This is a genomic window from Chromobacterium sp. W521 (assembly GCF_052805975.1).
In genome coordinates, this window is the sequence record NZ_JBRBAF010000004.1 from 32,682 (window position 1) to 49,825 (window position 17,144).

Below are 17,144 nucleotides of genomic sequence, written 5' to 3' on the forward strand. Positions count from 1 at the left end.
ATGGACACTTCCGCCACTCGCCCGGACCTCAACCCCAACCGTCCCGGGGTGCTGTCCCTGCACATCAAGGAGCGCAGCGCGCTGTTCGCCGCTTACATGCCCTTTGTGCGCCACGGCGGCATTTTCATTCCCACCAACAAGGAAATGAAGCTGGGCGAGGAAGTCTTCTTGCTGCTGACCTTGATGGACGACCCGCAGCGCATCGCGGTGCAGGCCAAGGTGGTATGGCTGACGCCGGCCGGCGCCAACAACAGCCGGGTGCAGGGCGTCGGCGTCGAATTCGTCGCTGGAGATACCGGCAAGCAGGCCAAGGACAAGATCGAGGCCCTGCTCAGCGGTGTGCTCAACTCCAGCCGGCCCACCCATACCATGTGATTGTTTTCGCGACGCGCATCCGCGCGCCGCAGTCTGATTGACGCAACTATGTTTATCGATTCCCACTGCCACATCAATTTTCCCGACCTCGCCGCGCGCATGCCGGAAGTGCTGGCCAATATGCAGGCCAACCAGGTGAGCCATGCGCTGGTGATCGGCGTCAGCCGTCCCAAATATCCGCAAGTGCTGGCGCTGGCGGAAAGCCACGGCAATTTGTACGCCACCGTGGGCGTGCATCCGGATGATCAGGAGGCGGAAGAATACAGCGAGGACGAGCTGGTGGCGCTGGCCGCGCATCCGCGAGTGGTGGGCATCGGCGAAACCGGCCTTGACTACCACTGGTGCAAGGGCGATCTGGACTGGCAGCATCAACGCTTCCGCACTCATATCCGAGCCGCCAAGCGCGTGGGCCTGCCGCTGGTGATTCATACCCGCGAATCCGCCGAGGACACTATCCGCCTGATGCGTGAAGAGAACGCTGAAGTGTGCGGCGGCGTGATGCATTGCTTCACCGAAACCTGGGAGGTGGCGCAGGCGGCGCTGGAGCTGGGCTTCTACATTTCCTTCTCTGGCGTGGTGACTTTCAAGAATGCGGCGCAGGTCAAGGAGGTGGCTCAGAAAGTGCCGATGGAACGGATGTTGATCGAAACCGACTCGCCCTATCTGGCGCCGGTGCCGTATCGCGGCAAGGTCAATGAACCGGCCTACGTCCGCCATGTGGCCGCGCATATCGCGGAACTGCGCGGCATCGATCTGGAAGAGGTGGCGCGCGTCACCAGCGATAATTTTTTCCGGCTCTTCTCCAAGGCCGGTCGTTGAAGCGGAGAAAGCGCATGAAGCGAATCTTGCTGTCCGGGCTGGCCTTGCTGGCCGTCCTGTTGTCGGCCCAGGCTTGGGCCAATTGCGTCAATCTGAACGGCCGCAGCTATTGTTCCGAAGACGGCGGCATCGCTCTGGTGCAGCGCGGACAGGCGATGTGCGGCAAGGGCGAATGCGCGATTGATGAATTCGGCAACGTATTGTGCTCGCCGTATCCGGGCGGCGGGGTGGTGCGCGCCAATGGCGTCACCTACGCCGGCCCCGGCGCCTGTCTGTTGTCGCGGGACGGCAATCCGTATTGCGCCAAGCAGCCGCGCGGCAGCTGCCAGCAAGACGCGGACGGGAATGTCCGTTGCGACGGCGGCTGGGTGCGCGAGAAGGCGGAACGCCCGGAGCGCTGCCGCTGATGTCTTGTTACTTGGAAAACGTCATTGGGCTCGCTTGAAGTCACCATCCTGGGCTGCGGCTCCAGTTCCGGCACGCCGGCTATAGGCTGCGATTGCGCTACCTGCCGCTCGCCGGATCCCCGCAATCGCCGCACCCGCGCCAGCGCCTACATTAAGGTGGCCGGCCAGGGGCTGTTGATCGACACCGGGCCGGACCTGCGGCAGCAGGCGCTGCGCGAGGGGCTGAGCCGGGTGGACGCGGTGTTGTATACCCATCCGCACGCCGACCACCTGAACGGCATCGACGATCTGCGCGCTTTTTGTTATGTGAAAAAGGGGCCGATCACGCTCTACGGCAACGCCTTCACCCTGGACAACATCAAGCGTCGTTTCGACTACGCCTTGCTGCCGCCGTCCAAGATGTGGGACAAGCCGGTGCTGTTGCCACAGCAAGTGGACGGGCCGGTGGACTGCGGCGGCGTCACGCTGACGCCGGTGCCGCTGGAACACGGCTCCTGGCCTTGCCTCGGCTGGCGCGTCGGCGACATGGCCTGGTTGACCGACGTGTCGGACATCCCGGACAGCAGCCTGCCCTTGCTGCAAGGACTGAAAGTCTTGTTCCTGGATTGCCTGAACCACGACCCCTATCCGTCCCACCTGGGTGTGAGCCAATCCTTCGCCTGGGCCAAGCGCATCGGAGCTGCACGCACGGTGCTGATCCACATGACCCATCGGCTGGAGTTCGCCGCGCTCAGCGCCGAATGTCCGCCCGGCGTGGAGGTGGGCTATGACGGCCTGCGCGTCGAGCTGCCGTTTAGCTGATGCCCGTCATGTCAAGAAATCGTTAATAATCAATCGCTTTTATTTCAGGGCTGTAGCGGGATTTTCTGATCCAGCACCGCCACCGCGGTCAGCGCGTTGTCCGGACTGCCGTCTATCAGCTTGTCGGAGTAACTGAGGTAGGTCAGCGTATTGCGCTTGGCGTCGACGATGCGCACCACGCGCACATGCTTGAAGATGAAGGACGCGCCTTCCTTGAACACCTGCTCCTGCTTGGGCAGCGGCCGCGAAAACTTGATCGCGCCCACTTGGCGGCAGGCCACGGAGAAGCGCGACGGGTCCTTGGCCAGCCCCAGCGCGCCCTTGTAGCCGCCGGTCTTGGCGCGGGAGATATAGCAGGCCACACCTTGCACCGCCGGGTCGTCAAAAGCTTCCACCACTACCTTGTCGTTGGGGCTGAGCAGTTTGAAGGTGGTGGACACCTCGCCCACCTCTTCGGCCATCACGGGCGCGGCCAGGCAGGCGAGCAGCAACAGGGCTATCTTGTTCATTCGTGTTCTCCAGCCGCGGGAAAGACGCCGGCCGGGAAGGGCGGCCGACGGTCAGCGGATGGAAGCGATTGTAGGGAAAGCCGGCCTTCGCCTCAATCGCCAGCCGCTTTGGCGCGGAAAGCCGCCATTTCATCGGCGACGAAGTACTCTATCATCGTGCGGTAGACCGCCGCGGTCAGCGCCGCGTCGGCCCCCAGTTCGCCGGCCAGACGCTCGACGCGACGCATCACCTGATCGACGCGTTTGCCGCCTTCCACTTCGTCCCGGCTGTGCTTGAACGCCGCCGCCTGACGCACATAAAGGCCGCGCTCGGCGATTAGCGACACCAGAGCGCGGTCGATGTGGTCGATCTGGCCCCGCACCTCATCCAGGTTTTGGCATTGGTAGATCTGTTCCATTAAAAAGCCTTTCGGAATCGGTTTCATAGCCTAACAAGCTAGGGCGAGACAAGGCGGAGGCTGCTGTGTGGCGCATGGGCATGCCGGAGTCGTTCCCAACGCCGTATCGCTGAAGCGCGGCAGACGATGAACAGGTTCTCAGTAGTAGTTCAAGCCCATCGCCGCCTTAACCTCGGCCAGCGTGGCGGCCGCCACCGCGCGTGCGCGCTGGGTGCCGGTCTTCAGCATTTCCATCACCGCGGCCGGATCGCGCGCGTACTGTTCGCGGCGGGTGCGGGTTGGTTCCAGCAAGGCCTGCAGGCATTCCTCCAGCTGTTTCTTGATCACGGTGTCGCCCAGGCCGCCGCGGCGGTAATGATCCTTCCATTCCGCCACTTGCGCGGGGTCGGAATGGAATACGTCCAGATAGGTGAACACCACATTGCCTTCCACCTGGCCCGGGTCGGCGACGCGCAGGTGATTGGGGTCGGTGTACATCATCTTCACCGCCTGGCGGATCTCGTCAGGCGTGGCCGACAAAGTAATGGTGTTGCCCAGGGATTTGGACATCTTGGCCTTGCCGTCGATGCCGGGCAGGCGGGAGCCGTGTTCCGGCACCACCGCGCGCGCTTCCACCAGCACCGTTTGATCTACGCTGGCGTTGAAGCGGCGCACGATCTCATTGGTCTGCTCGATCATGGGAATCTGGTCTTCGCCCACCGGCACGATGCTGGCCTTGAAGGCGGTGATGTCCGCGGCCTGGGCGGCCGGGTAGGTGAGGAAGCCGGCGGGGATGTCGCGCTCGTAGCCGCGCTGCTTGATCTCGTCCTTGATGGTGGGGTTGCGCTCCAGCCGCGCCACGGTGACCAGGTTGAGATAGTAGGAAGACAGCTCGGTCAGCTCCGGCACCAGGCTCTGGATGAAGATGGTGCTTTTTTCCGGGTCTATGCCCACCGCCAGGTAATCCAGCGCCACCTGCAGCACATTGTCGCGTACCTTCAGATAGTTGCCCATATTGTCGGTCAGCGCCTGGGCGTCGGCGAGCAGCAGGAACTGACGGCAACGGTCTTGCAAAATCACGCGGTTGCGCAGCGAGCCGACGTAGTGGCCCAGATGCAGTTGTCCGGTGGTGCGGTCGCCGGTGAGGATGATGTCTTTGGCTGTGATGTTGTCCAGATTCATATTGGTCTCCAGTGAGCTTGCTGGAAACTGCCGATCCGGGGGAGGAGAGGTACTGCTGGAAACCCTATGCCGCCGTATCGGCAGCTTCCGGGTTTTGGGTGTGCAAACGCCGGTGCCGCCTTAGTTCAGGCGCCACCACCAAAAAAAGGATGCGAATGCGGTTGCGTAGTTCATGGGCTTTATCAGAGCACGGCGAGCAAAGCAGCGTCAAGCGTCTTTTCAGGCCAGGACATGCAGCAGGCTGCCGGCCGGCGGCATGAGGTCTTCGGAATAGGGCGAAACATTCTTGTTTCGGGCCGCGCTCTGAGCTTGGCGCAACAGCCGTTCGAAAGACTCACCGTGGGAAGCGGCATCCCTGTTGGTCGTGGAGGATTGCGGGTGAGGAGCGACGAACTCCGCCATTTCCTTGCGCGGGTCGCTGGCGGCGGCGCGGCTGTCAGTCTTGGCGGCGATCGCGCTCACTTGTCTCAACGGCGAGGCGGCGGCCTTGAGTTGCGCGGTGATGGAGAGGATATGCATCGGGGGGCCCGGTTCAAGGGATCAAGATGCTTGTTTGAGAGCGCCTGCTTGCTATATGTTCCGGGCAAAATTGTAAAAAAGTGATAATAAACAAAGTGCTATATGGATATTGTTGTTGGGCTTCTTAGGCGGTGGGCATGAAAACGGCCGGGCGACGCCGGCCGGTTCCAATGGGATACGGGCAAGGCTTAGAGCCGCTAACAAAACCTCGCAGAGAACCTGAGCCAAGGCGCGCCGACGCAGGCAGTACAAGTGGTACGACAAGGAGGCGCAACGCAGGATCAGGAGTTTTGTTAGCGGGTCTTAGAACCTGTTCAAAGTCTCGCGAGCTAGGGCGAGACAAGGCGAAAACGAGCCAACAAGCGGAATGGTCAAGTGGTGCATGAGCATTTCTAGGATGTTTTCAACGCCGTATCGCCGAAGCGCAGCAGATTTTGAACGGGTTCTTAGAAACGCCGGCCCAGCGCCGCCTTGTGCATGATGGTGGAGGCGATTTCCTCAATGGACTTGTGAGTGGTGCTGATGAAGGGGACGCCGTGATGGCGGAACATCGACTCGGCCTCGTTCACCTCGCGTCGGCAGTTGTCCATGCTGGCGTATTTGGAGTCCGGCCGGCGCTCGGAGCGGATATGGTGCAGCCGCGCCGGGTCGATGGTCAGGCCGAAGATCTTGTCCTTGAACGGCAGCAGCAACTTGGGCAGCGTCGGGCTTCCCAGGTCTTCCGGCGTCAGCGGGTAGTTGGCGGCGCGGATGCCGTATTGCAGCGCCAGATACAGGCAGGTCGGGGTCTTGCCGGAGCGGGATACGCCCACCAGGATCACGTCCGCTTCATGCAAGTCCTTCAGTTTGACGCCGTCGTCGTGGTTCAGCGAAAAGTTGACCGCTTCGATGCGGTGATCGTACTTCTCCTCGTTGACCATGCCGTGGGCCTTGCCCACGCTCAGCGAGGCGCGCTGGCCGATTTCCTGTTCCAGCTGGCCAATGAAGGTGTCGAAGAAATCTATCATCACCGCGTTCTCAACCTGCAGCGCGCTGCGCACGTCCGGGTTGATGATGCTGGTGAACACCAGCGGCTTCAGGTGATCCGTTTCCGACACTTGGCGGATAACCTCCGCCAGCGCTTCGGCCTTTTCCACGGTATCGACAAAGGGAATGGTCTCGCGCTTGAATTCCACAGTGTCGAACTGGGTCAGCAGCGTGTGGCCCAGCGATTCGGCGGTGATGCCGGTGCGATCGGAAACGAAGAAGGCGGAGCGGAGATGGTGGGGCATGCAAACACCTGTATTGCGAGTGAACAAGGCCGGAACCGCGCCTGCCGCGCTTTGCGGCGCGCCCGGGGTTCAAAGGATTCTATACTCTGAAAGGCCGCGACGAAACCCGCTAGGAGCGCCGCTTAGCCGTGTAGTGCGTAAATTACACGGTTTTGACAATCATTTTCATCAGGAATGTCTGTCAACTTATTGATTCTGTTGCAATGCTTGTCCTCGTTCCGCCGAAAACCCGTGTTGCGCTGCAAAAGACGCTACGCATCTGGCACGTAATTCGGCTAGAATGCGGCCCTATCGTCCCAATCCAACACAGGAAGTGAAGTGATGGCTGAGAACTACGTCATCTGGTTCGAGAAACTGCGCATGACCGATGTGGAGCAGGTAGGCGGCAAGAACGCCTCCCTTGGTGAAATGATCAGCCAATTGGCCGGCTCCGGGGTTCGCGTCCCAGGCGGCTTTGCCACCACGGCGCAGGCTTACCGGGATTTTTTGCAGCACAACGGTCTGGCCGACAAGATCAGCGCCGCACTGGCCAATCTGGACATCGACGATGTCAGCGAACTGGCCCGAATCGGCAAGGAAATCCGGCAATGGATCATCGATACCCCGTTCCCCGCCAAGCTTGACGCCGATATCAAAGAGGCCTGGGATAAGATGGTGGCCGATGCCGGCGGTGCCGATATTTCCGTTGCCGTCCGCTCCTCTGCCACTGCCGAAGACCTCCCCGACGCCTCGTTCGCAGGCCAGCAAGAAACCTTCCTGAATATCCGCGGCCTTGACAATGTCAAGGATGCGATGAAACACGTTTTCGCCTCCCTCTACAACGACCGCGCCATTTCCTACCGCGTGCACAAAGGCTTTGAGCACGACGTAGTGGCTCTGTCCGCCGGCGTGCAGCGCATGGTGCGTTCCGACTGTGGCGCGGCCGGCGTGATGTTCACCATCGACACCGAATCCGGTTTTGAAGACGTCGTGTTCATCACCGCGTCTTACGGCCTGGGCGAAACCGTGGTGCAAGGCGCGGTGAACCCTGACGAGTTCTACGTGCACAAGCCGACGCTGAAAGCCGGCCGTCCGGCGGTGCTGCGCAAAACCATGGGCTCCAAGCTGATCAAGATGGAGTTCACCGACGCCTCGCAAGCCGGCCGCTCGGTGAAGACCGTGGACGTGTCCCCGGCGGAGCGTCAGCAATTCTCCATCAGCGACGCCGAAGTGGCCGAACTGGCCGAATACGCGTTGATCATCGAGAAACACTACGGTCGTCCGATGGACATCGAGTGGGGCCGCGACGGCCACGACGGCAAGCTCTACATCCTGCAGGCCCGCCCGGAAACGGTGAAGTCGCAGGAAGACCGCAAGGACACCTTGCGCCGCTATCGCCTGAACAGCAAATCGCAAGTGCTGTGCGAAGGCCGCGCCATCGGCCAGAAGATCGGCCAGGGCGTGGTGCGCACCATCAAGGACGCGTCCGAGATGGACCGCGTCAAGCCGGGTGACGTGCTGGTCACCGACATGACCGATCCGGATTGGGAGCCGGTGATGAAACGCGCCGCCGCCATCGTCACCAACCGCGGCGGCCGTACCTGCCACGCGGCCATCATCGCGCGCGAGCTGGGCATCCCGGCCGTGGTGGGCTGCGGCGACGCCACCCAGGTGTTGTCCGAAGGCATGCAGGTCACTGTTTCCTGCGCCGAAGGCGACACCGGCAACATCTATGACGGCCTGCTGGACGTGGAAGTGATCGACCTGGAACTGGACAAGATGCCCAAGGCCCCGGTCAAGATCATGATGAACGTCGGCAACCCGGAACTGGCTTTCGACTTCGCGCAGCTGCCGAACGAAGGCGTGGGCCTGGCGCGCATGGAGTTCGTGATCAACCGTCAGATTGGCATCCACCCGAAAGCGCTGTTGGAGTTCGATAAGCTGCCGGCGGATCTGAAAGCCACCATCAGCGACCGCATCGCCGGCTACGCCAGCCCGGTGGACTTCTACGTCGACAAGATCGCCGAAGGCGTGTCCACTCTGGCCGCCGCCTTCTATCCGAAAAAGGTCATCGTGCGCATGTCCGACTTCAAGTCGAACGAGTACGCCAACCTGATCGGCGGTCAACTGTACGAGCCGCACGAAGAAAACCCGATGATTGGTTTCCGCGGCGCCGCGCGCTACGTGGCCGAATCCTTCCGCGATTGCTTTGAACTGGAATGCCGCGCCATCAAGAAAGTGCGCGACGTGATGGGTCTGACCAATGTGGAAGTGATGATTCCCTTTGTGCGCACCTTGTTCGAAGCCGAGCAAGTGGTGGAGATCCTGGCGGCCAACGGCCTCAAGCGCGGCGAAAACGGCCTGCGCCTGATCATGATGTGTGAGCTGCCGACCAACGCCGTGCTGGCGGACAAGTTCCTGCAGCACTTCGACGGTTTCTCCATCGGCTCCAACGACATGACCCAGCTGACGCTGGGCGTGGACCGAGACTCCGGCGGCCCGATCGCTTCCACCTTCGATGAGCGCAACGAAGCGGTCAAAGCCATGTTGCACATGGCGATCCAGGCTTGCCGCAAGCAAGGAAAGTACATCGGCATTTGCGGTCAAGGCCCGTCCGACCATCCGGACTTCGCCAAGTGGCTGGTGGAAGAGGGCATCGAAACCGTGTCCCTGAACCCGGACACCGTGGTGGAGACCTGGCTGTACCTGGCGCGTGAACTGAACAGCTAATCCCTGTTTCACCGCTTTCAAACCGCCCGCTTGCCGGGCGGTTTTGTTTTGTCCGGCGTTTCTTGCAAGCTGGCGCGGGAACGGATGCATATGCTGGGCGGCATCAACGATTCGACTCATCACCTTTATCAGGATGCACCCATGCGACTCCCATTTCTCCCGGTTTCCCATCAGACACTGGATATCTTGATCCCGCGCTATCTGAACGCGCCCCAGGCGAAGGAGGCCAGCGCGCTGGCCAAAGTATTAAAGGCTTGCTCAAACCAGGCCGTGGAGCGCGGCAGCTACGCGGACTTGGGCGCTTTGCGCGATGCCATCGCCGCGGAGATCAAACCGCTGCCGGCCAGCTTCGGGCATAAAGACTTAAGATTGAACGCGGAGTTGCAGCTTGCGCTCAAGGGCGTGGACAAGCGAATCGCCAGCGAACAAGCGCATTACCGTCAGCAGGCGAGCTATGCTCAGCATGGCTATGCGGCCGATCTGGACTCTTCGCGCCGCTTGTTGGGGGCCCGGGCGAACGCTTAAGTTTGCGTTAAGCCGGCGCTGTTTTAATGGCACCGTCAACCAACACTTAAGGAGCCACAACATGAAAACCATCACCGTTCTGCTCACTGCCGCCGCCTTGTCCCTGCCGTTCGCCGCTCAGGCGGAATTCGCCGGCCCCGGCGTGCCGGCCGCGGTCACTACCGTAGCCGCCGCGCAGAAAGCCGCCGACGACACTCCGGTTACCCTGGAAGGCAAGATCGTGCGCCAGATCGACCACAAGCGTTATGAATTTCGCGACGCCACCGGTTCGATGACGGTGAAGATAAGCCAGAAACGCCTGCCGGCGAAAAAGTTCGACCAGAACAGCAAGCTGCGCATCGTCGGCGAAGTGGACAAGGAACTGACTTCGACCAAGGTGGACGCCAAGCTGGTGGAAGTTTTGCCGTAAGCCGCTTTCCCCTGGCCAATGCGACGGGCCCGGCGCTGCATGAGCAGGCCGGGCCCGTGTTGTTATTGGGGGCTTACTGTGACGGGCCTTCGTCCTTCAACTGCTCCTCGTGCTCCAATTCTTGTTGCGCCTCCAGCGCCTGTTCCTCGGCTTCGCGCAGCAAGTGGTTGATCCTTTCGAAGTCGAACAGATCCTGGGTGTTGCGCAGCCGCTCGGCGTAATGAATGATGTTGCTGCCGTCGGCCAGCAGCAGAGCGGGCGCGGTGTAGCCGCTAAGCGGATATTCGCGGATCAACACCCCGTAATGTTTGTGGAAATCGCGGCCGCGCAGCGTGGACAGCAGGGTAACGTGGGGCAAGCCGTGCTCGCGCCGGGCGCGGGCCAGAGAGGACGGCGAATCCACCGTGATCACCACCAGGCTGATTTGCGGCCAGCGCTCCAGAAAGCGCCGCGTCTCCTGCAGCAGATATTGGCCGCCATGCTCGTATTCATCCAGCGAGAGCAAGGTCAGAATCAGCTTGGGCACGCCGCCCAAGCCTTCCAGCGACACGTCCTGCTTGCCGTCGCCCACCAGCATGAAGCTGGGTAGATAAGCGCCCACTTCAGGGAAGTCCCCCTCCACCGGCAACAACTCATCGCCGTATTGCAACATGAAGTCGCTCATTCTCGTCTCCCTATGCCCATTCTTCTATCGTGGACCACATGACGGCAAAATCAAGCCGCCGTTTTGCTATGAGCATAAAAAAAGCCCGCGTGGACGCAGGCTGTAAGGGCTGGGAAAACAAAAGTTCAGGATTGGGCGGCTTTCGCGGTGGCCAGCTGAGCGGGCAGCGGCGCGGCGGCCGGCTCCTCCGGCAGAACCGGCTCGCCCGCCAGCACGCGGCGCATGCGTTCTTCGTCCAGCGCCTTCTCCCAGCGCGCCACCACGATGGTGGCCACGCCATTGCCTATCAAATTGGTGATGGCGCGGGCTTCGGACATGAAGCGGTCTATGCCGATCAGCAGCGCCAGGCCGGACACCGGCAGCTTGCCGCCCAGCGTGGCCAGCGTGGCGGCCAGGGTGATGAAGCCGCCGCCGGTCACCGCGGCCGCGCCCTTGGACGTGAGCAGCAGCACGCCCAGCAGGCCCAGCTCCTCCGCCAGCGTCAGGTCCACATTGGTGGCCTGGGCGATGAAGATGGCGGCCATGGTCAGATAGATGGAGGTGCCGTCCAGATTGAAGGAGTAGCCGGTGGGAATCACCATGCCCACCACCGGTTTGGAGCAGCCCAGGTTCTCCAGCTTCTTCATGATGCCCGGCAGCGCGGATTCCGACGAAGACGTGCCCAGCACCAGCAGCAGTTCTTCCTTGATGTAGACCAGGAAGCGCCACAGGCTGAAGCCGTTGAGTTTGGCGATGGTGCCCAGCACAACGAAGACGAAGGCGAAACAGGTGAGATAGACACAGAGCATCAGGAAGCCCAACTGCTTGAGCGAACCCACGCCGTACTTGCCGATGGTGAAGGCCATCGCGCCGAAGGCGCCGATGGGGGCCAGCTTCATCAGCATATTGATCACGCCGAACAGAGCGTGGGAAAACTCGTCCAGGATGTGGACGATGGTCTTGCCGTTGTCGCCCATCTTGGTCAGCGCCAGGCCCAGCAGCACCGAGAAGGTCAGCACCTGCAGGATTTCGCCATTGGCGAACGCGCCCACCACCGTATCCGGGATGATGTGCATCAGGAAATCAATGCTGCTCATTTCCTTGGCGTTGGCCGCGTACTTGGCCACCGAGTGCGCGTCCAGCGTGCTGGGGTCCACATTGAGGCCGGCGCCGGGCTTGAGCACATTCACCACCACCAGGCCGATCACTAGCGCCAGTGTGGTGACGGCTTCAAAGTAGAACAGCGCTTTCACGCCCACGCGGCCCACTTCCTTCATGTCGCCCATCTTGGCGATGCCCACCACCACTGTGGCGAAGATGATGGGGGCGATCATCATCTTGATCAGTTTGATGAAGGCGTCGCCCAGCGGCTTCATCTTCGCGCCCAGGTCGGGAACGAAGGCGCCGAGCATCACGCCGAGGAAAATGGCCAGCAGCACCTGGAAATAGAGGCGCTGGTAAAGAGGGGTTTTGGTTCGCATCGCGGTCCCTGTAGCGTTGTCTGACTCCGGCGCGGGGGGCCGAAGTTGTTATGCAATCAAAAGCGGGCTCTTGATGGCCCATGACTGCGGATGCTAGCAAGAGGAGGGGCGGCGACGAATTGCCGATATCCCTATGCGGGATATCCCCAACACGAACCAAATCACGCCTGCGCGTTGGCATGGCCGCGTCGTTTTGGTGGAGGCAAGGCTCCATCCAAGCCGTCAGCTTCTATGCTTGGAAGATGCATCGTCAGAATCCAGCGGGAGGCTTGTCGCCATGAAGCTCGCATTTGTCTACCTAGCCCTGTTGTTGGGCGCGCTCTCTGCCTGCGTCATGGCGGAATCGGCCTCGCCTCGCCTCCGCTTGCTGACCGAGGACTACCCGCCGTTCAACATCGCGCTGGAGGAGGGCAAGATCGGCGGCCTGTCCACCGACATCCTGCGCGAACTGTTCCAGCGCGCCGGCATTCCGTACAGCATGGAACTGCTGCCCTGGCTGCGCGCCTACGCCATCGCGCAGCAGGAGAGCAATAGCTGCGTTTACTCGACCTCGCGCACGGCGAGCCGGGAGGGGCAGTTCAAATGGGTGGGGCCGCTGGTCAGCAATTCCTGGAGTCTGTTCGCCGGCCCCCACAGCCCCACGGGGGTGGCCACGCTGGAGGACGCGCGCGGCTACACCATAGGCAGCTACAAAGGTTCGGGCACGTCGCAGTATCTGGCCGACTTGGGCTTCAAACTGGAGCTGGCGAGAGCGGACGATTTGAATGCCAAGAAGCTGGTGGCCGGCCATATCGATTTCTGGGCCAGCGGCGAGTTCAGCGGCGCTTACATCGCCGCCGCCAACCGGCTGCCCATCCGTCTGCTGTTCAGCTTCAACACGGTGCAGATGTACCTCGCCTGCAACCTGGGGGTGGATGAGCGCATCGTGCAGAAACTCAACAAGACGCTGCTCAGTATGCAGCGCGACGGCGTGGTCGACGCGCTGCGCAAGCATTATCGCTAGGCTGACCTATATGGGCGCTAAGCTCAGTGGAATTGTTTGATATAGGACGCCACGCCGCCCAATAGCATCTCAATCGAGATCGCGGTCAGCACCAGGCCCATCAACCGCTCCAGCGCGGTGATCGCCTGCTCGCCCAGCAGCTTTTGCAGCTTGCCGGAAAACAGGAACACCAGCAGCGTCACCAGCATGCAGATGGTCAAGGCGCCCAGCCATTCCAGCATCCGCTCCGGCTCGCGGGTGGACATCAGCAGCACGGTGGCCATCGCCGAGGGGCCGGCGATCAACGGCACGGCGATCGGCACGATGAAGGGCTCGCCGTGCATCTTGTCGCCGCCGAACACGCTGCCCTCGCCGGGGAAGATCATCTTGATGGCGATCAGGAACAGAATCACGCCGCCGGCCACCCGCATCGAATCATCGGTCAGATGCATCAAGTCCAGAAAATTGCGGCCAAAGAACATGAAGGCGGACAGCACCAGGAAGGCGATCAGGCATTCGCGGTAGACCACGCGGCGGCGGCGTTCCGGCTTGACCTGCTTGAGCGCGGCGATGAACAGTGGAATATTGCCCAGCGGATCGGTGATCAGGATCAGCAGGATGGTGGCGGACAGGAAAGAGGTTTGCATGGTGTGTGCTTGCAGCGTTGAGTGGTATCAATGGCGCGCAGGCCCTGTGCGTAAGGCTCTGGATTTTTAAGCGCGCGTCCGGGCGGGATTATCTCATGGCGATGCCGAATGGGTTAGTCCGGATTGCGACGGTTTTATTCGTTTGGCCTGCCGGCTCGTCTGCCCGCCTGGCGCGGCTGGCGGCCGTTGGCGGGCTAAGCTCAGTTCCTGCAACGCTTCATAAGCCTGTTGCAAGCGCCGGGCAAAGGATTCGAGCAGACAATATACCTGCTCGCGCTCCAGATGCCCGATCTCGGACTAGTCCAGCAGCGTCAGCAACTCGGCCAGCGCGTTGCGGATCGGACCTAGCTTCAGCGAGGTGGCGTGACAGATATCGTGGATGGATTGGCAGCAATGCGCCAGCCGCTTTAGCCTGGGTTCGAGGATGCGCAGTGCGTCTTGTGGCAGGCTCTGCGCGTGCGGCTGCTGGATCAGGCGGTCTAGTTCAATGAGGCTGGGGAAGGGATTCATAGCCGGGCCTCCGGAACCGAGGCGCGGGCCAGGGCGGCTCGGGGGATCGCTGAAAGTTTAAACGAATCGGCGGAGGCGGCGATTGAGGAGCGGGTTGAGGCCATGAGCCTCAAAACGGCCTGAAGACCGCACCTTATATTCTGGAGCAATACATCATAAAAACGGCGAGCCATGGCTCGCCGTTTTGCTGTCCGCGCGCGGAGTTATTCCGCGGCGTGATCGTCCTGCTCGATGGCTTCAGCCTGCTCGCCCGGTTTTTCCTTGCGGGCGCTGCCTTCCACCATATTGATGACGAACAACCGGCATTGCAGCGAGCCGTTGTACAACGGGGTGCGGCGCTTGGGCGACAGGTGGATCAGTTTGGCCAGACGCAGGTCGCCGCTGAACAGGTTGGCGTGCCAGCCGGCAAAGTGTGCCTTCAGCCAGTCGCCCAGTTGCGGATACCATTCAGCCAGCTGGTCCAGTTCGTCCATGCGCACGCCGTAGGGCGGGTTGGCCACCAGGATGCCGTTTTCGCCGTTGGGGCGAGCGTCCAGCACATCCATCGCCTTCAGTTCCACCAGGCCGGAGAGGCCGGCGCGCTCCAGGTTGTCCTTGGCGACGTTGATGATGGCCTGATCGCGGTCGGAGCCGTTGATCGTCAGCTTGGTCAGCGGCTTTTCGGCGTGCAGGGCGTCCAGCAGCAGTTTTTCCCAGCTGGCGGAATCGAAGCCGCGCAGTTTCTGGAAGGCGAATTTGCGTTGGCGGCCCGGCGCGCGGTTCAGCGCGATGTCGGCGGCTTCCACCAGGAAGGTGCCGCTGCCGCACATCGGGTCCAGCAGCGGCTGGCTGCCGTTGTAGCCGGTCAGCATCAGGATGCCGGCGGCCAGGTTTTCACGCAGCGGCGCGTCGCCGGTTTCCTGGCGCCAGCCGCGCTTGAACAGCGGTTCGCCGCTGGTGTCCAGGTAGATGGTGGCGCTGTCTTCAGTCAGGAAAACATGGATGCGCACGTCCGGGTGACGGGTGTCGACATTGGGCCGGCCCAGCTGCGCCTGGCGGAAGCGGTCGCAGATCGCGTCCTTCACCTTCAGCGAGATGAAATCCAGGCTCTTGAAGTGGCAGCGGATGGCGTCGGTCTTCAGCTTGATGCTGTTGGACACGTCGAACCAGCGCGGCCAGTCCACGTTCATCGCCAGGCGGTAGATGTCTTGCTCGTTGCGGTAGCCGCCTTGGGCCAGTTGCAGCAGCACGCGGCTGGCGGTGCGGCTGTGCAGGTTGGCCGCCATCAGTAGATCGCGGTCGCCGGCGAAAGCCACGCCGCCGTCGGCGGTGGCGATGTCGCGCGCGCCCAGGCCGCGCAGTTCGTCGGCCAGGATGGCTTCCAGGCCGCGCGGGCAGGGGGCGAACAGGGACAGCACGCTGTCGCGCACCTGGGTCAGGCTAGGCGCTTGGCGTTCGGAAGGCGCATGGCGCGGTGCTTCGGCGTAGCGGTGTTCGCCGCGGGTTTCCACGCGGTGTTGGTCGCCCAGCGGCTTCAGGCGGCCGGCACCGGGTTTACCGAACTGTTGGCGAGTTTCGCCTTCGCGACGCTCGTGGCGCGGGCGTTCTTCTTGCTGCCAGCTTTGGCGCGGGGTGCGTTCGGCGTCGTCGCGGCGGACGTCGTTGTCGCGATAGGACGGTTTGCTGAACAGCTTGCGCGGGCCGCCTTCGCTGCGTTCGGCCGGCTCGCTTTGCCGCCGGTCCTGACGCGGCGCTTGTTCGCTGTCGTCGCGGCGGAAGCGGTTGTCGCGTTCGGCGGATTTGCCGAACAGCTTGCGCGGGCCGTCCTCGCCGCGTTCAGCGGGTTCGTTTTGCTGCCACGGCTTGCGGGGCGCTTGTTCGGCGTCGTCTCGGCGGAAACGGTTGTCGCGGTCGCCGTGTTGGCGCTCTTGCCACGGCTTGCGCGGGGCGTCGTCGCGGCGGTCGCTATGCTGGCGCTCTTGCCACGGTTTGCGCGGGGCATCGTCGCGGCTCTCGCCATGTTGACGTTCCTGCCATGGCTTGCGTGGTGTTTGCTCGGCGTCGTCACGGCGGAAGTGGTTGTCGTGCTTGGCAGATTTGCCGAACAGCTTGCGCGGACCATCTTCGCGCTGCTCGCTGTGCTGGCGTTCCTGCCAAGGCTTGCGCGGCGCCTGTTCGGCGTCGTCCCGGCGGAAGCGCTGCTCACGGTCGGCGGACGGATTGAACGGCTTGCGCGGCTGATCCACATGGCGTTCGCCGTCGGGCTGTTGCCAGCGGGGCTTGCCTTGCGGCGCGCCTTGTTCGCCGTCCCGTTCCAGATGCAGCGGTTTGCGGCCGGACGGGCCGCGGTCGCGGCTGTAAGGCTTGCGTTCTTGTTCCACGTCCGCCGTGGCGTTCAGCGGTTTGCGGCCGGATGGGCCTCGGTCGCGGCTGTAATCGCGCGGCTCGCGGTCTTCTCGGTGATGGAAGGGTTTCTTGGGGCCGCTGCCTTGCGGGCGTTCTTCGCCGTCACGGGCGAAGCTGCGCTGTTGCCAGTTGTTGCCGCGCTCTTTATTGAAGCGGTCCTGCTTGAAATTATCTTGGCCTTCGTTGCGTTCAAAGCGCTGCTGGCCTTGCGGGCGGCGTTCGTTGCCATACGGCTTGTCGCGCCCGGCTTGTTGGTCGCGTCCTTGGTAGGGGCCGCGCTTGCCGCCGTCTCGCGGGGTTTGTCCCTGTCCTGCGCCGCGGTCCTGCCAGTTTGGCTTGGCATTGCCTGGGCGCGGGCCGGAATAGGGCGCGCGCGGCGAGGCGTCAGCCGAAGGCGCTTTCTTCTGGATCACGGGGCTTTTGCCGGCCGGGCTGTCTCCGCCTGCCGGCGAACTGGCCTCATTGTCGCGGCTATTGAAATCGCGGCGCATATTGGCACGCTGGCGGGAACGGAAACTGGACATGGAACTTCCTTGAGTAAGCAGACTTTTAAGCAATTCTTTGATTTTAACTTATTTGTCCGGAGGCTGCTT

At 62.2% G+C, this 17,144-nt stretch carries 18 protein-coding genes; 8 read left to right on the forward strand and 10 right to left on the reverse strand.

All coding sequences use genetic code 11. The annotated features are described in order from the left end of the window. The 4 genes from ACUXV1_RS06655 to ACUXV1_RS06670 are packed head-to-tail and all read left to right on the forward strand — an operon-like array spanning position 1 to position 2,402. Positions 1-375 carry a PilZ domain-containing protein gene (locus ACUXV1_RS06655; RefSeq protein WP_043632172.1) on the forward strand — a complete coding sequence of 125 codons (375 nt, stop codon included), beginning with the start codon at positions 1-3 and terminating at the stop codon, positions 373-375. Positions 376-423: 48 nt separating this feature from the next. Next, complete coding sequence (locus ACUXV1_RS06660; protein WP_446014767.1) at positions 424-1,194, forward strand: TatD family hydrolase; 771 nt, start codon at positions 424-426, stop codon at positions 1,192-1,194. Between the two features lie 14 nt (positions 1,195-1,208). Then, positions 1,209-1,601 carry a hypothetical protein gene (locus ACUXV1_RS06665; RefSeq protein ID WP_043592816.1) on the forward strand — a complete coding sequence of 131 codons (393 nt, stop codon included), beginning with the start codon at positions 1,209-1,211 and terminating at the stop codon, positions 1,599-1,601. A gap of 24 nt (positions 1,602-1,625) precedes the next feature. Continuing rightward, a complete protein-coding gene (locus tag ACUXV1_RS06670) occupies positions 1,626-2,402 on the forward strand; it encodes an MBL fold metallo-hydrolase (protein WP_081544258.1) in 777 nt (258 codons plus the stop codon). A 44-nt stretch (positions 2,403-2,446) separates the two neighbouring features. Here ACUXV1_RS06670 and ACUXV1_RS06675 read toward each other — a convergent pair whose 3' ends face one another. From ACUXV1_RS06675 to ppsR, 5 genes are all read right to left on the reverse strand, one after another. Further along, positions 2,447-2,911 carry a CreA family protein gene (locus ACUXV1_RS06675; RefSeq protein WP_019101875.1) on the reverse strand — a complete coding sequence of 155 codons (465 nt, stop codon included), beginning with the start codon at positions 2,909-2,911 and terminating at the stop codon, positions 2,447-2,449. 92 nt (positions 2,912-3,003) lie between these two features. Beyond that, the gene (locus ACUXV1_RS06680; RefSeq protein WP_446014769.1) at positions 3,004-3,309 is read right to left on the reverse strand and encodes a chorismate mutase; all 306 of its coding nucleotides are present in this window, start codon (positions 3,307-3,309) and stop codon (positions 3,004-3,006) included. A 138-nt stretch (positions 3,310-3,447) separates the two neighbouring features. Further along, the gene (trpS, locus tag ACUXV1_RS06685; RefSeq protein ID WP_081555455.1) at positions 3,448-4,470 is read right to left on the reverse strand and encodes a tryptophan--tRNA ligase; all 1,023 of its coding nucleotides are present in this window, start codon (positions 4,468-4,470) and stop codon (positions 3,448-3,450) included. A 219-nt stretch (positions 4,471-4,689) separates the two neighbouring features. Beyond that, on the reverse strand, positions 4,690-4,989 hold the full coding sequence (locus ACUXV1_RS06690) for a hypothetical protein (protein ID WP_446014770.1): 300 nt from the start codon (positions 4,987-4,989) through the stop codon (positions 4,690-4,692). Positions 4,990-5,435: 446 nt separating this feature from the next. After that, the gene (ppsR, locus tag ACUXV1_RS06695) at positions 5,436-6,260 is read right to left on the reverse strand and encodes a posphoenolpyruvate synthetase regulatory kinase/phosphorylase PpsR (protein WP_043592814.1); all 825 of its coding nucleotides are present in this window, start codon (positions 6,258-6,260) and stop codon (positions 5,436-5,438) included. Between the two features lie 321 nt (positions 6,261-6,581). Between ppsR and ppsA the strand changes: the two genes are divergently transcribed. The 3 genes from ppsA (at position 6,582) to ACUXV1_RS06710 (ending at position 9,903) form a co-directional block, all read left to right on the forward strand. Further along, entirely contained in the window at positions 6,582-8,969 is a 2,388-nt protein-coding gene (gene ppsA / locus ACUXV1_RS06700; protein ID WP_043632200.1) for a phosphoenolpyruvate synthase, read from the forward strand. A gap of 90 nt (positions 8,970-9,059) precedes the next feature. Further along, a complete protein-coding gene (locus tag ACUXV1_RS06705; RefSeq protein ID WP_446014772.1) occupies positions 9,060-9,494 on the forward strand; it encodes a hypothetical protein in 435 nt (144 codons plus the stop codon). Between the two features lie 61 nt (positions 9,495-9,555). Next, the gene (locus tag ACUXV1_RS06710; protein WP_019100345.1) at positions 9,556-9,903 is read left to right on the forward strand and encodes a NirD/YgiW/YdeI family stress tolerance protein; all 348 of its coding nucleotides are present in this window, start codon (positions 9,556-9,558) and stop codon (positions 9,901-9,903) included. 73 nt (positions 9,904-9,976) lie between these two features. Here the strand turns inward: ACUXV1_RS06710 and ACUXV1_RS06715 are convergent, their stop codons facing one another. Continuing rightward, complete coding sequence (locus ACUXV1_RS06715) at positions 9,977-10,567, reverse strand: thiol peroxidase (protein ID WP_081554377.1); 591 nt, start codon at positions 10,565-10,567, stop codon at positions 9,977-9,979. Positions 10,568-10,692: 125 nt separating this feature from the next. Beyond that, positions 10,693-12,027 carry a dicarboxylate/amino acid:cation symporter gene (locus ACUXV1_RS06720; RefSeq protein WP_081554376.1) on the reverse strand — a complete coding sequence of 445 codons (1,335 nt, stop codon included), beginning with the start codon at positions 12,025-12,027 and terminating at the stop codon, positions 10,693-10,695. A gap of 277 nt (positions 12,028-12,304) precedes the next feature. Here ACUXV1_RS06720 and ACUXV1_RS06725 point away from each other — a divergent pair, with 277 nt between their 5' ends. Further along, positions 12,305-13,030, forward strand: coding sequence for a substrate-binding periplasmic protein (locus ACUXV1_RS06725; RefSeq protein WP_446014774.1), 726 nt, complete (start codon positions 12,305-12,307; stop codon positions 13,028-13,030). Positions 13,031-13,053: 23 nt separating this feature from the next. On the opposite strand, the gene ACUXV1_RS06730 is transcribed toward ACUXV1_RS06725, so the two are convergent. From ACUXV1_RS06730 to ACUXV1_RS06740, 3 genes are all read right to left on the reverse strand, one after another. Continuing rightward, positions 13,054-13,656 (reverse strand): MarC family protein, encoded by a 603-nt coding sequence (locus ACUXV1_RS06730; protein ID WP_446014775.1) that lies wholly within the window; start codon positions 13,654-13,656, stop codon positions 13,054-13,056. Between the two features lie 297 nt (positions 13,657-13,953). Next, complete coding sequence (locus ACUXV1_RS06735; protein ID WP_446014777.1) at positions 13,954-14,166, reverse strand: hypothetical protein; 213 nt, start codon at positions 14,164-14,166, stop codon at positions 13,954-13,956. Positions 14,167-14,369: 203 nt separating this feature from the next. After that, the gene (locus ACUXV1_RS06740; RefSeq protein WP_446014779.1) at positions 14,370-17,075 is read right to left on the reverse strand and encodes a THUMP domain-containing protein; all 2,706 of its coding nucleotides are present in this window, start codon (positions 17,073-17,075) and stop codon (positions 14,370-14,372) included. Positions 17,076-17,144 lie beyond the last annotated feature (69 nt).